The following is a 14,971-nucleotide window of genomic DNA, read 5'->3' as shown; positions in this document are numbered from 1 at the left end:
GATCGACGCCGGTCAGGCGCCCAGCAGGGACCCGATCACGAAGGTGGCCCCGGCCGCCGCGCTCCCGAGCAGCAGCTGGCGCAGGCCGCCCCGCCACCATGGCCGGGCGGTCAGCCGGGCGATCACCGCGCCGGTCACGAACAGCCCGGCGCCGCCGACCAGCAGCGCCGCCCACAGTGGCTCGTACCCGAGCAGCAGCGTGAGCAGCGGGATCAGCGCGCCCACCGCGAAGCAGACGAACGACGACGCGGCCGCCGTCCACGGGCTCGGCAGCTCGTCCGGGACGACGCCGAGCTCCTCCTGGGCGTGCACCCGCAGCGCCTGCTCGGGGTGGTCCTTGAGGACGTCGGCGACCTGGCGGGCCAGATCGCCGGGAAGCCCTCGGGCGGTCCACGCCGCGACCAGCTCGTCCGCCTCGCCGTCCGGGTTCACCCTCAGCTCGTGGCGTTCCTTGGCCAGCTCGGCGGCGATCTGCTCGTTCTGCGTGCGGACGCTGGTGTATTCCCCGATCGCCATCGAGATCGCGCCGGCCACCAGGCCCGCCACCCCGGTGAGGACCAGGGTGTGCCGGTCGGCCGTGGCGCCGCCCACGCCGGCGATCAGGGCGATGTTGGTGACCAGGCCGTCCATCGCGCCGAAGGTGGCGGCGCGCAGCCATCCCCCGGAGACGTCGGCGTGGTGGTGCTCGACCGGGACGGTCACGGCAGGGTGAGGATCTCGTAACCCTCCTCGGTCACCACCAGGGTGTGCTCGAACTGGGCGGTCCACTTCCGGTCCCGGGTGACGACCGTCCAGCCGTCCTTCCAGATCTCGTACTCGTGGGTGCCGAGCGTGATCATCGGCTCGATCGTGAAGGTCATGCCCGGCTCCATGACGGTGTCCAGCCGGGGGTTGTCGTAGTGCGGGATGTACAGCCCGGAGTGGAACGTCTCGCCGATGCCGTGGCCGGTGAAGTCGCGGACCACGCCGTAGCCGAAGCGGCGCGCGTAGGCCTCGATGACCCGGCCGATCGCGTTGATCGGGCGGCCCGGGGCGACCGCGCGGATGCCCCGCATCATCGCCTCGTGGGTGCGCTCGACGAGCAGGCGGGCCTCGTCGCCGACCTCGCCGACGCAGAAGGTGGCGTCGGTGTCGCCGTGCACCCCGTCGAGGTACGCCGTGACGTCCACGTTGATGATGTCGCCGTCCTCGAGGACCGTCGAGTCCGGGATGCCGTGGCAGATCACCTCGTTGAGCGAGGTGCAGCACGATTTCGGGAAGCCCTTGTAGCCCAGCGTCGACGGGTAGGCGCCGTGGTCGAGGATGAACTCGTGGACCACCCGGTCGATCTCGTCGGTGGTCACGCCGGGCTTGCAGTGCTCGCCGGCGAGCGCCGTGGCCTGCGCCGCGATCCGGCCGGCGACGCGCATCTTCTCGATCGTCTCGGGAGTCTGCACATGGGAGCCGCGCCACTCGCGCGGCTTCTTCTTCCCCACGTACTCAGGGCGGACGATCTGCGCCGGAACCGATCGCCACGGCGACTGCTTTCCCGGCTTGAGAGGGGCACGTACGGACATGTTCACAGCCTATCCGCCTCCCCGGCCCGTCCTTGCCGCCCTCGGGCCCGGCGTGAAAACCTGTTCTCGTGGATCAAGACTTCTCGGTGACCGGCGCGGTCGACGGCGACCACGTCACCGTCACCGTGACCGGCGAGGTCGACATGGCCACGGCCGACGCGCTGTACGCCGCCGCGACCCCGGCCGCGGTCTCCACCGCCACCGTGGATCTGCGGGCGGTCACCTTCTTCGACTCGGCCGCCATCCACGCCCTGATCCGGCTCGCCGAGCACTACCCCGGCCGGCTCGCCGTGCGCCCCTCGTCCCGGGTCCGGCGGGTGCTGGAGATCTCCGGCCTGGCCGGCCAGCCCTGGCTCGTCCCCGGCACGGAGTGACGGCCCGCCGGCCGAGGCTCGTCACGGCCGCGGGCTGACGGCCCGCCGGCGGCGGGCCGTCACGGATTCAGCGGACGACGCAGGGTGACGGCGGTCCCCTCCGGGGAGCGGTGCACCGAGAGCTCGGTGAGCGCCCCGATCAGCTCGAGCCCCCGCCCGCGGAAGCCGGCCTCGGTGGCCGGCCGCCAGCGCCCGGTGTCCCGGACCGTCACGACCACCGCGTCGCCGGTGTGCGAGGCCTCCACCACGATCGCCGGCTCGGCCGGGTCGAGCGGGTGCTCGATCGCGTTGGCCGCCGCCTCGGAGACCGCCACGACCAGGTCGAACGCGTCGTTGTCGGGTACCTCGTGCGCGGCCAGGAAGTCCTCCAGCCGGTGCCGCAGTACGGTGAGCCGGCCCGGCTCGGCGGGCAGCCGCAGGACGAACTCGCTGGGCTGCGTCACCTGCAGCGCGATCAGCGCGATGTCGTCCCGGCGCTCGTGCCGCGCCGCCTTCGCGAGCAGGGCGTCCAGCAGGTCCTCGACGTGCTCGGCCGGCCGGGCCACGTCCGCGGTGAGCTCGGCCAGCCCGGTGTCGATGCCCTGGTGCCGGTCCTCGACCAGGCCGTCGGTGTAGAGCAGCAGCCGGCTGCCGGGCGCCAGCACCGTCTCCCGCGTCGGATAGGTGACCCCGCCGAGCGCCCCGATCGGGGGACCCATCGCCGCCCCGTACAGAAACTCGCCCCGCTCCCCGGAACCCATGGTGATCGGGGACGGATGCCCGGCCGAGGAGAACCGGAGGCGGCGGGTCGGCGGGTCGAACGCCACGCAGACCACGGTGGCGAACTGCCGGCGGCCGAGCGTGTCGACCAGCCGGTTCAGCCGGGTCAGCGCGGCGCCGCAGTCGAAACCCTCGAGCACGTACGCCCGGAGCGCGTTGCGCAGCTGACCCATCCCGGCCGCCGCCTGCACGCCCTTGCCGACCACGTCGCCGATCACCAGGAACAGCTCGCCGTCCGGCGCCGCGATGACGTCGTACCAGTCGCCGCCGACCCGGGCCTCGCTGCTGCCCGGCACGTAGCGGCTCGCCACGATCGCGCCCGGCACCCGGGGCAGCGACGCCGGCAGCAGGCTGTGCTGGAGCGTCGTGGCGATCCGGTGCTCGGACTCGTAGAGGCGGGCGTTCGCGAGGCGCAGGCCGATGATCCGGGCCAGCTGGGTGAGCAGCGCCGGCTCGACCGGGCCGCCGTCGCCGTCCCAGACCCGCAGCTCGCCGAGCGGCGGCCCGGCGGCGTCCTCCAGCGGCAGCACCACGTCCGGCTCGGCCGCGGCGCCGCCGCCGTCCTGCTCGGCGCGGGCCTCCGGCGCGGTCACCACGACCCGGCCGGCCGAGGTCATGGCGAGCACGTGCCGGGCCGCGACGTCGAGCACCTCGGCGGTGCTCGGCGCGGCGTTCAGCGCGGCCGCCACGTCGACCAGCCCGCGCAGCCGGCTCACGATCTCCCGGCGCAGCTTGCCCAGCTCCAGGGTGGCGCGCACCCGGGCCAGCAGCTCCCGGGTCGAGAACGGCTTGACCAGGTAGTCGTCGGCGCCGGCCGCGAGACCCTCGACGGCGGCCTCCTCGCCGGCCCGGGCGGAGAGGACCACGATCGGGACATCCCGCGTACGGGGGTCGGCCCGCAGCGCCGCGATCAGCTCGAACCCGTCCATCCGGGGCATCATCACGTCGGTGAGCACCAGGTCGAACGGGTGCTCGCGGGCCAGCGCGAGCGCCTCCGCTCCGTCCGCCGCGGTCGCGACCGTCCAGTGCGGACCGAGCAGCCGGGAGACGTGCTCGCGCAGGTCGGCGTTGTCGTCGGCGAGCAGGATCCGGCCGCTCGCGCGGTCCCGGGCCGGCTCGGGCAGGGCCGGACCGTCCCCGGCCCACCAGGTCGCCTCGTCCACCCAGAGCCGCGACTCCGACTCGGCCGGCTCCTGCTCGTCGGTGACCCGCTCGGCGGGCAGGTGACCGGCGCCGAACGGGATCCGGACGGTGAACTCGCTGCCCTCGCCGGGCCGGCTGGTCAGGGCCACCGCGCCGCCGTGCAGCTCGGTCAGCTCCCGGACCAGCGCGAGGCCGATGCCGGTGCCCTCGTGGCTGCGCGACCAGACGCCGCTGACCCGGTGGAAGCGGTCGAAGAGCAGCGCCTGCTCGGCGTCCGGGACGCCGATCCCGGTGTCCCGCACGGTCAGCACGGCATCGGCGCCCCGCGCGGTCACCCGTACCTCGACGCGCCCCTCACGGGTGAACTTGACCGCGTTGGAGAGCAGGTTGAAGACGATCTTCTCCCACAGCTCGTGATCGACGTGGACCGGTCCGGGAAGCGGGGGCGCGTCGATCACGAGATCCAGGCCGGCTCGCTCGGTTGCCGGGCGGAACGTGCCGGCCAGGCGGGTGGTGAGCCCGGCCAGGTCGGTGGGCCGGTACACCGCGTTCATCCGGCCGGACTCCAGCCGGGAGAAGTCGAGCACCGTGTTCACCAGCTTGAGCAGGCGCAACCCGTTGCGGCGCACCGGCTCCAGCCGATCGGCGAGGGCACGGTCGAGCGCCGGGTCGTCGAGCAGGTCCTCGATCGGGCCGAGGATCAGCGTGAGCGGGGTACGGAACTCGTGGCTCACGTTCGAGATGAAGTTCGTCTTCGCCTTGTCCAGCGCGGACAGGTCGGTGGCCCGGCGGCGCTCCTGCTCGAAGGCGCGCAGGTTCGTCACGGCCCGGGAGATCTGCGACGCCACGAGCTCCAGGAAGTCCCGGTAGTGGTCGTCCATCGCGACGTGCCGGCTGAGTCCGAGGACCAGTTCGCCGTCGCTGATCGGCAGCGTCAGCCGCTCGCCGGGCACCGCCTCCGGGGCGCCGGAGGTCACCGAGACCGGCGGGTTCCCGTCCAGCCGCAGCGAGGCGTACGGCACGTCGTCCGGGTTCTCGCCGAGCACCGCGAGGGCCTCGGCCGCGAGCGACCGCTGGTCCGGCGAGTCGGCGAGCCGGCGGCCCAGCGCGCTGAGGGTGCGGACCCGGCGCTCGGAGAGGACCCGGCCGGTGGTCTCGGTCACGATGCACATGACGCCGCCGACCCGGCCCTCGTCGTCCCGGATCGGGTCGTATGACGCGTCCGAGTACGTCGCCTCGAGGAACCCGTGCCGCTCCACCATGAGCAGGTGGTCGCGGGCGTAGAACGACCGGTCGCCGGCCAGCACGCCGGCGATCAGCCCGCGCAGCACGTCCCAGGCCTCCGGGAACAGCTCGCGGCCGGGCCGGCCGAGGAACCCGGGGTGCTTGTCGCCCATCGTCGCGATGTAGGCGTCGTTGTAGAGCGCCGTGTGCTCCGGCCCCCAGAAGATCATGATCTGCGCGCGGGAGGCCAGCATCGTGACCACCGCGTCGATCAGCTCCGGCGGCCACCCCGCCGGGTCACCGATCGGGGTGCCGGACCAGTCCAGGCCGGACATTCGCGCGCCCATCTCGCCACCGCGTTCGAAGGCGACACGCAACCGGCTCGGCAGCCCCAACCCGGACCTCCCCTGACGTCGTCTATGCCGGAATGATCGCACCCACCGACGCCGCCTCGGTCAGCGCGGTGAACGAGCGCAGGTCCGTGGTGCGCTCCGGATGCCACTGCACGCCCAGCGCGAAGGTCCGCCCCGGGTGCTCGAGGATCTCCACGACCCGGTCGTCCGGGCACCAGCCGACCGGCACGAACTCACCCGGATCGGCGACCGCCTGATGGTGGAAGGAGTTGACCGTGAGGGTCCGGCCGAACAGCTGATGGGCCTTGCTGTTCTCGTCGACGACCACGTCGTGCCGGCCGTAGTCGGAGGCGTTCGCCGCGAGCGGGTCGGTGCCCTCGGAGGCCCGGTGCCGCTCGTGGCCGACCAGGTCGGGCAGATGCTGGTGCAGCGAGCCGCCGGTCGCGACGGCCATCACCTGCATGCCGCGGCAGACGCCGAGGACGGGCAGGTCGAGCTCGAGGGCGGCGCGCATCAGCATCAGCTCGGCGGCGTCGCGTACCTCGTCGACCTCGGTGGCCGGGTGCCGCTCGGCCTTCCAGGCGGCCGGGTCGACGTCGCCGCCGCCGGTGAAGACGATCCCGTCGAGCGACTCGAGCACGTCGGTGCCCGGGTCGTCCGGTGTGATCAGCACGGCTCTGCCGCCGGCGGCGTGCACCGCTCTCACGTAGGTCATCGGGAGCATTGCGGCCATCAGGTCGTTCCGGCCGTACTGGACGTGCTGGGCGTACGAGGTGAGGCCGATCAGCGGTCTGCGCATGCGGTGCGGTTCTCCTTCATCGCGGTCCGTGCGGCGTCCACGAGCGCGCCGAAGAGGCGCTGGTCCCGGCGGTACTCCGGGTGCCACTGGACGCCGAGGACGAACCGCCGGCCCGGGTCCTCGACCGTTTCGGGAAGGCCGTCCCCGGCCCACCCGGTGACGGTCAGCGAGCCCGCGTCGGCGATTCCCTGGTGATGGAAACAATGGATGGTGCGGTCGCCGCCCATCAGCGCGGCGATCCGGCTGCCGGGGGCGAACGTCGCCACCTGCTCGCCGTAGACGCCCGGCCCCGGACGGTGGCGCTCGTGACCGAGCACGTCCGGCAGGTGCTGGTGCAGCGAGCCGCCGGCCGCCACGGTGAGCAGCTGCGCCCCCCGGCAGACGCCGAGGACCGGCAGGTCGGCCGCGAGCGCCGCACGCAGCAGCGTCAGCTCGCCGGCGTCCCGGTCGGCGCGGACCTCGGTGAGCGGCTCGCGGGCGGCCCGGTACAGCCCGGGGTCGACGTCCGGCCCGCCGGCCAGCACCAGGGCGTCGACGGCCCGGAGGACGTCCGCGTCCCGGTCGTCCGGGGGCAGCAGGACGGCCCGGCCACCGGCCAGGGTCACCGCTTCGACGTAGTCGTGCGGCACCAGGGCGGACGGGAGGTCGTTCCAGACGCTCCAGGTGGCCGGAACCACATAGGACGTAATACCGATGATCGGACGCATCGCACCACCGTTTTCACAGGCGCGCGGCGCCGGAGCACCGGCGCCGCGTGACGGGCCCTTCTGTCCCACCTACACGGGGATCGACCCGTGCGGGCGGGGATTCGACCCCTATACACCTGGTTGAGCTGGGCGTTGAGGAATCTCTCCCCACCGTATCCGGTCTTGAAACCTTTACAGCGGGGTTACATACGCACCGGTGATGCCACCGTCGACGACGAACTGGGAGGCCGTCATGAACGACGCGTCGTCGCTGGCGAGGAACGCCACGGCGGCCGCGATCTCCTCCGGTTCGGCGAACCGGCCCATCGGTACGTGGACCAGCCGCCTGGCCGCGCGCTCCGGATCCTTGGCGAACAGCTCCATGAGCAGCGGCGTCGCGACCGGGCCCGGGCAGAGCGCGTTGATCCGGATCCCCTCGCGGGCGAACTGCACCCCGAGCTCCCGGGTCATCGCGAGCACCCCGCCCTTGCTCGCGGTGTAGGCGATCTGCGAGGTCGCGGCGCCGAGCAGGGCCACGAACGACGCGGTGTTGATGATCGAGCCCTTGCCCTGCCGCCGCATGTGCGGGATCGCGTACTTGCAGCAGAAGAAGACGCTCGTGGTGTTGACCTTGAGGACGCGCTCCCAGGCGTCCAGACCGGTCACCAGGATCGAGTCGTCGTCGGGCGGCGAGATGCCGGCGTTGTTGAACGCGATGTCGACCCGGCCGTGCCGCTCGGCGACGCCGTCGAAGAGTGCCCTGACCTGCTCCTCGTCGCTGACGTCGCAGGCCACGAACTCGCCGCCGACCTCGTCCGCGACCGCTTTGCCCGCCTTGTCGGATATATCGACACAGATGACGCGGGCGCCCTCGGCGGCGAACCGCCGCGCCGTCGCCAGGCCGATGCCGCTGCCGGCGCCCGTGATCACGGCGACCCGGTCCTGCAAGCGCTCCACTCATGCCCCCATCGAGATGTAGACGTTCTTCACGTCGGTGAACGACAGCAGCGCGTCCGGACCGAGCTCCCGCCCGAGGCCGGACTGCTTCATGCCGCCGAACGGCGTCCAGTACCGCACCGACGAGTTGCTGTTGACGCTGAGCGCGCCGGTCTCGACGGCCCGCGACATCCGCAGCGCCCGGCCGACGTCCCGGGTCCAGATCGAGCCGGACAACCCGTATTCGGTGTCGTTGGCCAGCCGGATGGCTTCGTCCTCGTCCCGGAACGGCAGCACGCTCACGACCGGCCCGAAGATCTCCTCGCGCCAGTGCCGGTCGTTCTCGTCGCCCGCCAGCAGGACCGCGGGCGGGAACCACCAGCCGGCGCCGTCCGGCGCGGTGCCCCGGAACGCCACGTCGGCACCGTCGACATAGGACGCAACGACGTCGCGCTGACCGGAAGAGATCAGCGGGCCCATTTCCGACTTGTCGTCCGACGGGTCCAATACCCGGAATTTCGCAACGGCCGGTTCCAGCAGCGCGAGGAACCTGTCGTAGACGGAGGCCTCCACCAGCAGCCGGGACCGGGCGCAGCAGTCCTGGCCGGCGTTGTCGAAGACGGCGCCGGGAGCGGCCGCCGCGGCCGCCTCGAGATCAGCGTCGGCGAAGACGATGTTGGCGCTCTTGCCGCCGAGCTCCAGCGTCACCCGCTTCACCTGATCGGCGCAGCCCGCCATGATCGATTTGCCGACCTCGGTCGAGCCGGTGAAGCAGACCTTCCGCACCGCCGGGTGCGTGACGAACCGCTGCCCCACCACGCTGCCCTTCCCCGGCAGCACCTGGAACACGTCCTCCGGCAGCCCGGCCTCGAGCGCCAGCTCGCCGAGGCGGATCGCGGTGAGCGGGGTCAGCTCGGCCGGCTTGAGCACCACCGTGTTGCCGGCCGCGAGCGCCGGCGCGAACCCCCAGCCGGCGATCGGCATCGGGAAGTTCCACGGCACGATGATCCCGACGACGCCGAGCGGCTCGTGGAACGTCACGTCGATGCCGCCGGCCACCGGGATCTGCCGTCCGGCGAGCCGCTCCGGGGCGCCGGCGTAGTAGTTCAGCACGTCCCGGACGTTGCCGGCCTCCCAGCGCGCGTTGCCGATCGTATGCCCGGCGTTGCGTACCTCCAGCCGCGCGAGCTCCTCGATGTGCTCCTCCACGGCCGCCGCGAAGCGGCGCAGCAGCCGCGCCCGGTCCCCGGGCGCGAGATCACGCCAGGCGGGGAAGGCCTTCCGGGCCCGCTCGATCGCCGCGTCGGTCGCGGTCAGGTCCAGCGAGGGTACGGTCGTGAGGACTTCCCCGGTCGACGGGTCGATCACCTCTGTCACGCGTTGATCATCCCCTCAGAGACGCTCGAAACCACGGCGGAGCTCCCAGTCGGTGACGGCGGCGTCGTACGCGGCCAGCTCCACCCTCGCCATGTTGGCGTAGTGCGCCACCACGTCGCTGCCGAAAGCCGCTTCCGCCACCCCGCTGGAGCCCCAGAGATCGGCCGCGTCCCGGAGCGTTCCGGGCACTCGCGGCGCGTCCGGGTCCTGATACGCATTCCCGGCGAACTCGTCCTCCAGCGACAGCTCGTTCTCGATCCCGTGCAGCGCCCCGGCCACCAGCGCGGCGATCGCCAGGTACGGGTTGACGTCCCCACCGGGAACACGATTCTCCACCCGCATGCCCTGGCCGTGTCCGGCGATGCGCAGCGCGCACGTCCGGTTGTCGACACCCCAGCGCACCGCCGTGGGCGCGAACGACCCGGGCTGGTACCGCTTGTACGAGTTGATGTTCGGCGCGAAGAGCAGGCTGAGCTCGCGCATCGTGGCGAGCATGCCGGCCAGCACCCGCTGCCCGGTGACGCCGAGGTGCGCCGGGCCGTCGCCGAGCATCGCCGACCGGCCGTCCTCCCCGCGCAGCGAGAAGTGGATGTGGCAGGAGTTGCCCTCCCGCTCGTTCGGCTTCGCCATGAAGGTGAGCGCCATGCCCTCCTGAGAGGCGATCTCCTTGGCGCCGTTCTTGTAGACGACGTGGTTGTCGGCGGCGGCGAGCGCGTCCGCGTACCGGAACGCGATCTCGTGCTGACCGAGATTGCACTCCCCCTTGGCGCTCTCCGGCTGCAGTCCCGCGCCGTACATCTCGTTGCGGATGCGGCGGAGCAGCGGCTCGACCCGCGAGGTGCCGAGGATGGAGTAGTCCACGTTGTACTGGTTCGCCGGGACGAGGTCCCGGTAGTGCTTCGCGAACGCCTGCTCGTAGCTGTCCCGGTAGAGGACGAACTCGAGCTCGGTCCCGGCGAACGCGGTCAGCCCGTGCGCCGCCAGCCGGTCCAGCTGGCGGCGCAGGATCTGGCGGGGCGAGGCCGGCACCGGCTCGCCCGCCGTGTCGAACAGGTCGGCGAGCACCAGCGCGGTGCCGGGGAGCCACGGGACGCGGCGCAGCGTGCCGAAGTCCGGCCGCATCACGAAGTCGCCGTACCCGGTGGACCAGGAGGACATCTCGTACCCGTCGACCGTGTTCATGTCCACGTCGACGGCGAGCAGGTAGTTGCACCCCTCGCTGCCGCCGGACACCACCTCGTCCAGGAAGTAGCGCCCGTGCAGCCGCTTGCCCTGCAATCGTCCCTGCATGTCGGTGAGGGCGAGCAGCACCGTGTCGATGCTGCCGTTGTCGACCGAGACGTCGAGCTCCTCGAGATCCATGTCCGTCATCCAATCAGTCGATCTGCTCGCCGTGGTGTGCCTTCTCGATCAGATTCGCCTTCGGGCCGGTGAACCACTTGCGCGCGCTCACGAACCACCAGATCGCGGCCGCCCCGAGCACCACGGCCACCGCGACGATCGTGTAGTTGAAGGTGGACGCCGTGATCGGGCTCGCCGTCGGGAGGACGAAGAGCACACAGATGACCCCTACCCAGACGATCGCGATCCACCCGACCGGAGCGCTCCACCGGCCGAGGTTCCACGGGCCGGGCTCGAAGCCGGCGCCGAGCCGGCGGCGCAGCAGCACCGGGCCGACGTACGCGATGTAGAGGCCGATCACCGCGATCGAGGTGGCCGCCAGGTAGGCCGTGGTGTTCCAGAGCGACGGGAGCACCAGCAGCGTGGAGAGGCTGACGCAGAGCCAGATCGAGTTGGTCGGCGTGCCGGTCCGCGGGTTGACCTTCTTCCAGATCCGCGAGCCGGGCAGCGCGTCGTCCCGGGCGAACGCGTACGACATGCGCGAGTTCGCGGTGACCGAGGCCATGCCGCAGAACCACTGCGCCACCATGCAGATGAGCAGCAGGAACGTGCCGAGGTCGTGGCCGACCGCGTCGATGAAGATCTGCGCGGGCGGCAGGCCGAGGTCGCTCGTCCGGGCGCCCTCGTAGTCCTGGATGGACCAGGTGATCGCGAAGAGCAGCACGAAGCCGGCGACGACCGAGACCACCACCGACATGACGATGCCCCGCGGCGCGGCCCGGGCGGCGTCGTGGGTCTCCTCCGCCACGTGCGCGGAGGCGTCGTAGCCGGTGTACGTGTACTGCGCCATCAGCAGTCCGATGAGGACGGCGTAGATGCCCGCGCCGGCGAAGGTGAAGCCGGTCGCGTTCTGCACTTCGAAGAAGACCTCGGAGACCGGCTTGTGCTGGTCCGGCACGACCGCCAGCACGCCGACGATCACGGCGACGCCGACCAGGTGCCACCAGGCGCTCACGTCGGAGAGCACCCGCACCAGGTTCACGCCGAACGTGTTCAGCAGGCCGTGCACCACGATGATGACCAGGAAGATCAGGAACGTCCGCCCGGTCGTCACCTCCATGTCGAAGGCGAGGCTCAGGAACGCGGACGTGGTGATCGCCGCGCCGAAGTCGATGGCCGCGGTGACCGCGACCTCGCCGAGGAAGTTGAACCAGCCGATGAACCAGGCCCACGCGGCCTTGTTCCGCTTGGCGAGCGCGGCCGCCCACCAGTAGAGGGCGCCGGCGGTCGGATAGGCCGAGCAGACCTCGGCCATCGCGAGCGCCACGAAGGTGACCATGATGCCGATGAAGAGCCAGCCCAGCGTGATGGCCATCGGCCCGCCGGCGGTCATGGCGATCCCGTACGAGGTGATCGCACCGGCCAGAATGGAGATGATCGAGAAGGAGACGGCGAAGTTGGAGAAGCCGGAGAGGCGTCGGTGCAACTCCTGCTTGTAGCCGAGCTGGGCGAGTCGTTCCTCGTCGGTGGCGGGGGTGATGCCTGGATCAGCGCTCATCTGAGTGCTCCCTTGCCGGGTGTGACCTGGACCACGCGTTGCCGTGATGATCTCGCCGCCGTGTTACGGGCGTCAATGACACGCGTTAATCAATCGGTCCGGAACGGTCCGGCCGGCTCCGCGAGGCATCGACCGGATACAGCATCGTTGCAGGTCAGCATCCCTGTTCCCAAAAAAATCTACAGCGGCGAGTCTAGAAATCCGGGCCGGGGAGGCATACAGTCGGGGTGTCGGTCACGGCCGACGAAGCCGGTCTTCTCGGCCGGCGAGCAACTGGCACAGTTCGCTGAGTTGGAGGAGGAGGACGAGATACCGCAGCAACGCGAAATCACAACGTCCCCGGCCCGACAAGAGGTGATCGCAGCCGATGCCCATCACTCCGGTCGACTGCTAGCGGCACGCAGCTGGTCGACCACATGCGCCGACAGAGATCGGCACAAGAATTGAAAAGCCAGGGCCCCGGTTACCCGCCGGGGCCCTGGACCATCTTCACGAGTTGGGAGCACATGACCCCCGCTGCTGACGATGTTCCGGCATTCACGATGGGCCGGGCCGCCGAGATGATCGGCGTGACCGCGGCCTTCCTGCGCAGCCTGGACGACACCGGGCTGATCGAGGCGGGGCGCTCCTCCGGAGGCCACCGCCGCTACTCCCGTCACCAGCTCGACCTCGCGGCCCGCGTGCGGCAACTGCTCGACGAGGGCTTCCTGCTCGCCGCCGCGGTCCGGATCGTCACGCTCGAGGACCGCCTCGCCGCCGCGCACCGGCGCATCGCCGAGCTCGGTGGCACGCTCGGCCCGGGCGAGGACGCCGGCATTCCCACCCAGACACGTCGTGACCTGGCCAAACCGGCCTACTACCCGGCACCGGGCCCGGAGCGCGCGCGCTCGCTCTGACTATCGTCACCCCCATGACCCTGGGGATCGGGATCGTCGACGAGTGGCGCAGGCCGGGACCGACCGCGAGACAACGCCGGGCCGATCTCTGGATCGGCTTCGGCGTCGCGGCCGTCGCCGTCCTGAACCTCTACCTCTCCCGCAGCGTCGGCGTGCTGCACTCCGAGGACGCCCCGATGATCGCCGAGCAGATCGCCTGGTCGATCGCCACGACGCTGCCGCTGGCCTGGCGCCGCCGGTGGCCGGACGCGGTCGCGGTGATCATGTCGGTGATCTACATCGGCGGCCAGTTCCGCGGCGTCCAGGAGCAGCAGGTCGCCGCCTACGCCCTCTACGCCGCGATCTACACCCTCGGCGCGTGGGGGCCGGTCCGGCGGCGGGCCCGTACGCTGCGGCTCCTCATCATCGCCACGATGTTCACCTGGTTGACCGTCGCGCTCGCGAACGCCTGGGACGAGATCGTGGGCGGCAGCTTCGACGGCGCCTCCGGCGAGCTGCCGGTGCTCTGGTCGCTGGTCTTCAACCGGTACATCGTCAACGCCATCTTCTTCGGCTCGGTCTACCTGGTCGGCGACTACGCCTGGCAGGCCGCCCGCCGCCTCGACACGGTCCAGTCGCAGGCCGCCGAGCTGCGGGCCGCGCAGGCCGCCGCCGCCGAGCGCGCGGTGGTCGACGAGCGGGTGCGGATCGCCCGGGAGCTGCACGACGTGGTGGCGCACCACGTCTCGGTCATGGGCATCCAGGCGTCGGCGTGCCGGCGGGCGCTCGACAAGGACCCGGCCCGCGCCCGGACCGCGCTCACCGCGATCGAGGAGGGCGCCCGGACGGCCGTCGACGAGCTGCGGCGGATGCTGGGCGCGCTGCGGTCCACCGGGAGGGACCTCGGGCCGGACGCCGCGGCGGCGGGCGTCGACCGCATCCCGGAGATCGCGGCGAGCGCCCGGGAGGCGGGGCTGACCGTCCACTTCGCCGTCTACGGCGACGAGGTGCCGCTGCCCGACTCGGTGTCGCAGAACGCGTACCGGATCGTGCAGGAGGCGGTCACCAACACGCTGAAGCACGCGCACGCGACCACGCTCGACATCCGGGTCCGCTATCTGAGCGGCTCGCTGGAGCTGGACGTGACCGACGACGGGTACGGGAACCGGTCCGGCGGACCGGGAGGGATGGGCATCATCGGCATGCGGGAACGCGTCGCGGTCCACGACGGGGAGCTGGAGGTCGGGCCGCGGTCCGGGGGCGGGTACCGGGTCCGGGCCCGGCTGCCGCACCATCTGGTGATGGCCGGAGAGAACGAATGACGATCAAGGTCCTCCTCGCGGACGACCACGCGCTGGTCCGTACCGGGTTCCGGGTCATCCTCGAGATGGAGGACGACATCACCGTGGTCGGCGAGGCGTCCGACGGCGGGCAGGCCGCCGACCTGGCGCTGCGCCTGCGGCCGGACGTCGTGCTCATGGACGTCGAGATGCCCGGCGTCGACGGCCTCGAGGCGACCCGCCGGATCGCCGCGGCCGGTGGCCCGTCGGTGCTCATCCTCACGACGTTCGACCGGGACGACTACCTCTTCGCCGCGCTCCAGGCCGGCGCGAGCGGGTTCCTGCTGAAGAACGGCACGCCGGAGGCGCTGACCGAGGCGGTACGCGTCATCGCCGCCGGGGACGCCCTGCTCGCCCCGGCGGTGACCCGGCGCGTCATCGCCGGCTTCACGGCGCCCCGGCAGCGGACCCCGGAGCCGGCGGTCCGGCTCGGCGATCTGACGCCCCGGGAGCACGAGGTGCTGGTGCTGCTCGCCGGCGGCGCCACCAACGCGGAGATCGCGACCGAGCTGCACCTCGGCGAGACGACGGTGAAGACGCACGTGAGCCGGGTCCTGATGAAGCTCGGGGCGCGGGACCGGACGCAGGCCGTGGTCCTCGCCTACGAGCTGGGCGTGGTCCGTCCTTCGCAAGGATGACGTTCGCCAGCC

The 14,971-nt window shown here is 71.7% G+C and carries 13 protein-coding genes; 4 read left to right on the top strand and 9 right to left on the bottom strand.

What is annotated here, in order from left to right:
* Positions 1-12 precede the first annotated feature (12 nt).
* Positions 13-702 (bottom strand): VIT1/CCC1 transporter family protein, encoded by a 690-nt coding sequence (locus tag AB0G10_RS03665; protein ID WP_360915903.1) that lies wholly within the window; start codon positions 700-702, stop codon positions 13-15.
* Complete coding sequence (map, locus tag AB0G10_RS03660; RefSeq protein ID WP_360915900.1) at positions 699-1,556, bottom strand: type I methionyl aminopeptidase; 858 nt, start codon at positions 1,554-1,556, stop codon at positions 699-701. The genes AB0G10_RS03665 and map overlap by 4 nt, the downstream gene beginning before the upstream one ends.
* Before the next feature lie 68 nt (positions 1,557-1,624).
* Between map and AB0G10_RS03655 the strand changes: the two genes are divergently transcribed.
* A complete protein-coding gene (locus tag AB0G10_RS03655) occupies positions 1,625-1,930 on the top strand; it encodes an STAS domain-containing protein (protein WP_360915897.1) in 306 nt (101 codons plus the stop codon).
* Between the two features lie 59 nt (positions 1,931-1,989).
* On the opposite strand, the gene AB0G10_RS03650 is transcribed toward AB0G10_RS03655, so the two are convergent.
* From AB0G10_RS03650 to AB0G10_RS03620, 7 genes are all read right to left on the bottom strand, one after another.
* Complete coding sequence (locus tag AB0G10_RS03650; RefSeq protein ID WP_360915894.1) at positions 1,990-5,403, bottom strand: SpoIIE family protein phosphatase; 3,414 nt, start codon at positions 5,401-5,403, stop codon at positions 1,990-1,992.
* 70 nt (positions 5,404-5,473) lie between these two features.
* Complete coding sequence (locus AB0G10_RS03645; protein WP_360915891.1) at positions 5,474-6,208, bottom strand: gamma-glutamyl-gamma-aminobutyrate hydrolase family protein; 735 nt, start codon at positions 6,206-6,208, stop codon at positions 5,474-5,476.
* Complete coding sequence (locus AB0G10_RS03640; protein ID WP_360915888.1) at positions 6,193-6,915, bottom strand: gamma-glutamyl-gamma-aminobutyrate hydrolase family protein; 723 nt, start codon at positions 6,913-6,915, stop codon at positions 6,193-6,195. The genes AB0G10_RS03645 and AB0G10_RS03640 overlap by 16 nt, the downstream gene beginning before the upstream one ends.
* A 171-nt stretch (positions 6,916-7,086) precedes the next feature.
* Positions 7,087-7,851 carry a 3-oxoacyl-ACP reductase gene (locus tag AB0G10_RS03635; RefSeq protein WP_360915885.1) on the bottom strand — a complete coding sequence of 255 codons (765 nt, stop codon included), beginning with the start codon at positions 7,849-7,851 and terminating at the stop codon, positions 7,087-7,089.
* Positions 7,852-9,207, bottom strand: coding sequence for an aldehyde dehydrogenase family protein (locus tag AB0G10_RS03630; protein WP_360915882.1), 1,356 nt, complete (start codon positions 9,205-9,207; stop codon positions 7,852-7,854).
* 15 nt (positions 9,208-9,222) lie between these two features.
* Positions 9,223-10,578: a glutamine synthetase family protein gene (locus AB0G10_RS03625; RefSeq protein WP_360915879.1), complete on the bottom strand. Its 1,356-nt coding sequence runs from the start codon at positions 10,576-10,578 to the stop codon at positions 9,223-9,225.
* A 4-nt stretch (positions 10,579-10,582) separates the two neighbouring features.
* A complete protein-coding gene (locus AB0G10_RS03620) occupies positions 10,583-12,106 on the bottom strand; it encodes an amino acid permease (RefSeq protein WP_360915876.1) in 1,524 nt (507 codons plus the stop codon).
* A 506-nt stretch (positions 12,107-12,612) separates the two neighbouring features.
* Between AB0G10_RS03620 and AB0G10_RS03615 the strand changes: the two genes are divergently transcribed.
* From AB0G10_RS03615 to AB0G10_RS03605, 3 genes are read left to right on the top strand one after another with little or no spacing between them, the layout of a single operon-like run.
* Positions 12,613-13,002, top strand: coding sequence for a MerR family transcriptional regulator (locus tag AB0G10_RS03615; RefSeq protein ID WP_360915873.1), 390 nt, complete (start codon positions 12,613-12,615; stop codon positions 13,000-13,002).
* Positions 13,003-13,016: 14 nt separating this feature from the next.
* Positions 13,017-14,303, top strand: coding sequence for a sensor histidine kinase (locus AB0G10_RS03610; RefSeq protein WP_360915870.1), 1,287 nt, complete (start codon positions 13,017-13,019; stop codon positions 14,301-14,303).
* Positions 14,300-14,959, top strand: coding sequence for a response regulator transcription factor (locus tag AB0G10_RS03605; protein WP_360915867.1), 660 nt, complete (start codon positions 14,300-14,302; stop codon positions 14,957-14,959). Before AB0G10_RS03610 ends, AB0G10_RS03605 begins: the two co-directional genes overlap by 4 nt.
* Positions 14,960-14,971 lie beyond the last annotated feature (12 nt).

Origin of the sequence: Actinoplanes sp. NPDC023714 (assembly GCF_040639855.1) — a bacterium.
GTDB lineage: Bacteria > Actinomycetota > Actinomycetes > Mycobacteriales > Micromonosporaceae > Actinoplanes.
Note: the sequence above shows the minus strand (reverse complement) of the source record. Positions and strands in the feature narration are given on the sequence as shown.

Coding starts and splice junctions, on each gene's coding strand:
- map (WP_360915900.1), bottom strand. CDS start 1,556: ATGTCCGTACGTGCCCCTCTCAAGCCGGGAAAGCAGTCGCCGTGGCGA.
- AB0G10_RS03650 (WP_360915894.1), bottom strand. CDS start 5,403: ATGGGCGCGCGAATGTCCGGCCTGGACTGGTCCGGCACCCCGATCGGT.
- AB0G10_RS03645 (WP_360915891.1), bottom strand. CDS start 6,208: ATGCGCAGACCGCTGATCGGCCTCACCTCGTACGCCCAGCACGTCCAG.
- AB0G10_RS03640 (WP_360915888.1), bottom strand. CDS start 6,915: ATGCGTCCGATCATCGGTATTACGTCCTATGTGGTTCCGGCCACCTGG.
- AB0G10_RS03625 (WP_360915879.1), bottom strand. CDS start 10,578: ATGACGGACATGGATCTCGAGGAGCTCGACGTCTCGGTCGACAACGGC.
- AB0G10_RS03620 (WP_360915876.1), bottom strand. CDS start 12,106: ATGAGCGCTGATCCAGGCATCACCCCCGCCACCGACGAGGAACGACTC.
- AB0G10_RS03615 (WP_360915873.1), top strand. CDS start 12,613: ATGACCCCCGCTGCTGACGATGTTCCGGCATTCACGATGGGCCGGGCC.
- AB0G10_RS03610 (WP_360915870.1), top strand. CDS start 13,017: ATGACCCTGGGGATCGGGATCGTCGACGAGTGGCGCAGGCCGGGACCG.
- AB0G10_RS03605 (WP_360915867.1), top strand. CDS start 14,300: ATGACGATCAAGGTCCTCCTCGCGGACGACCACGCGCTGGTCCGTACC.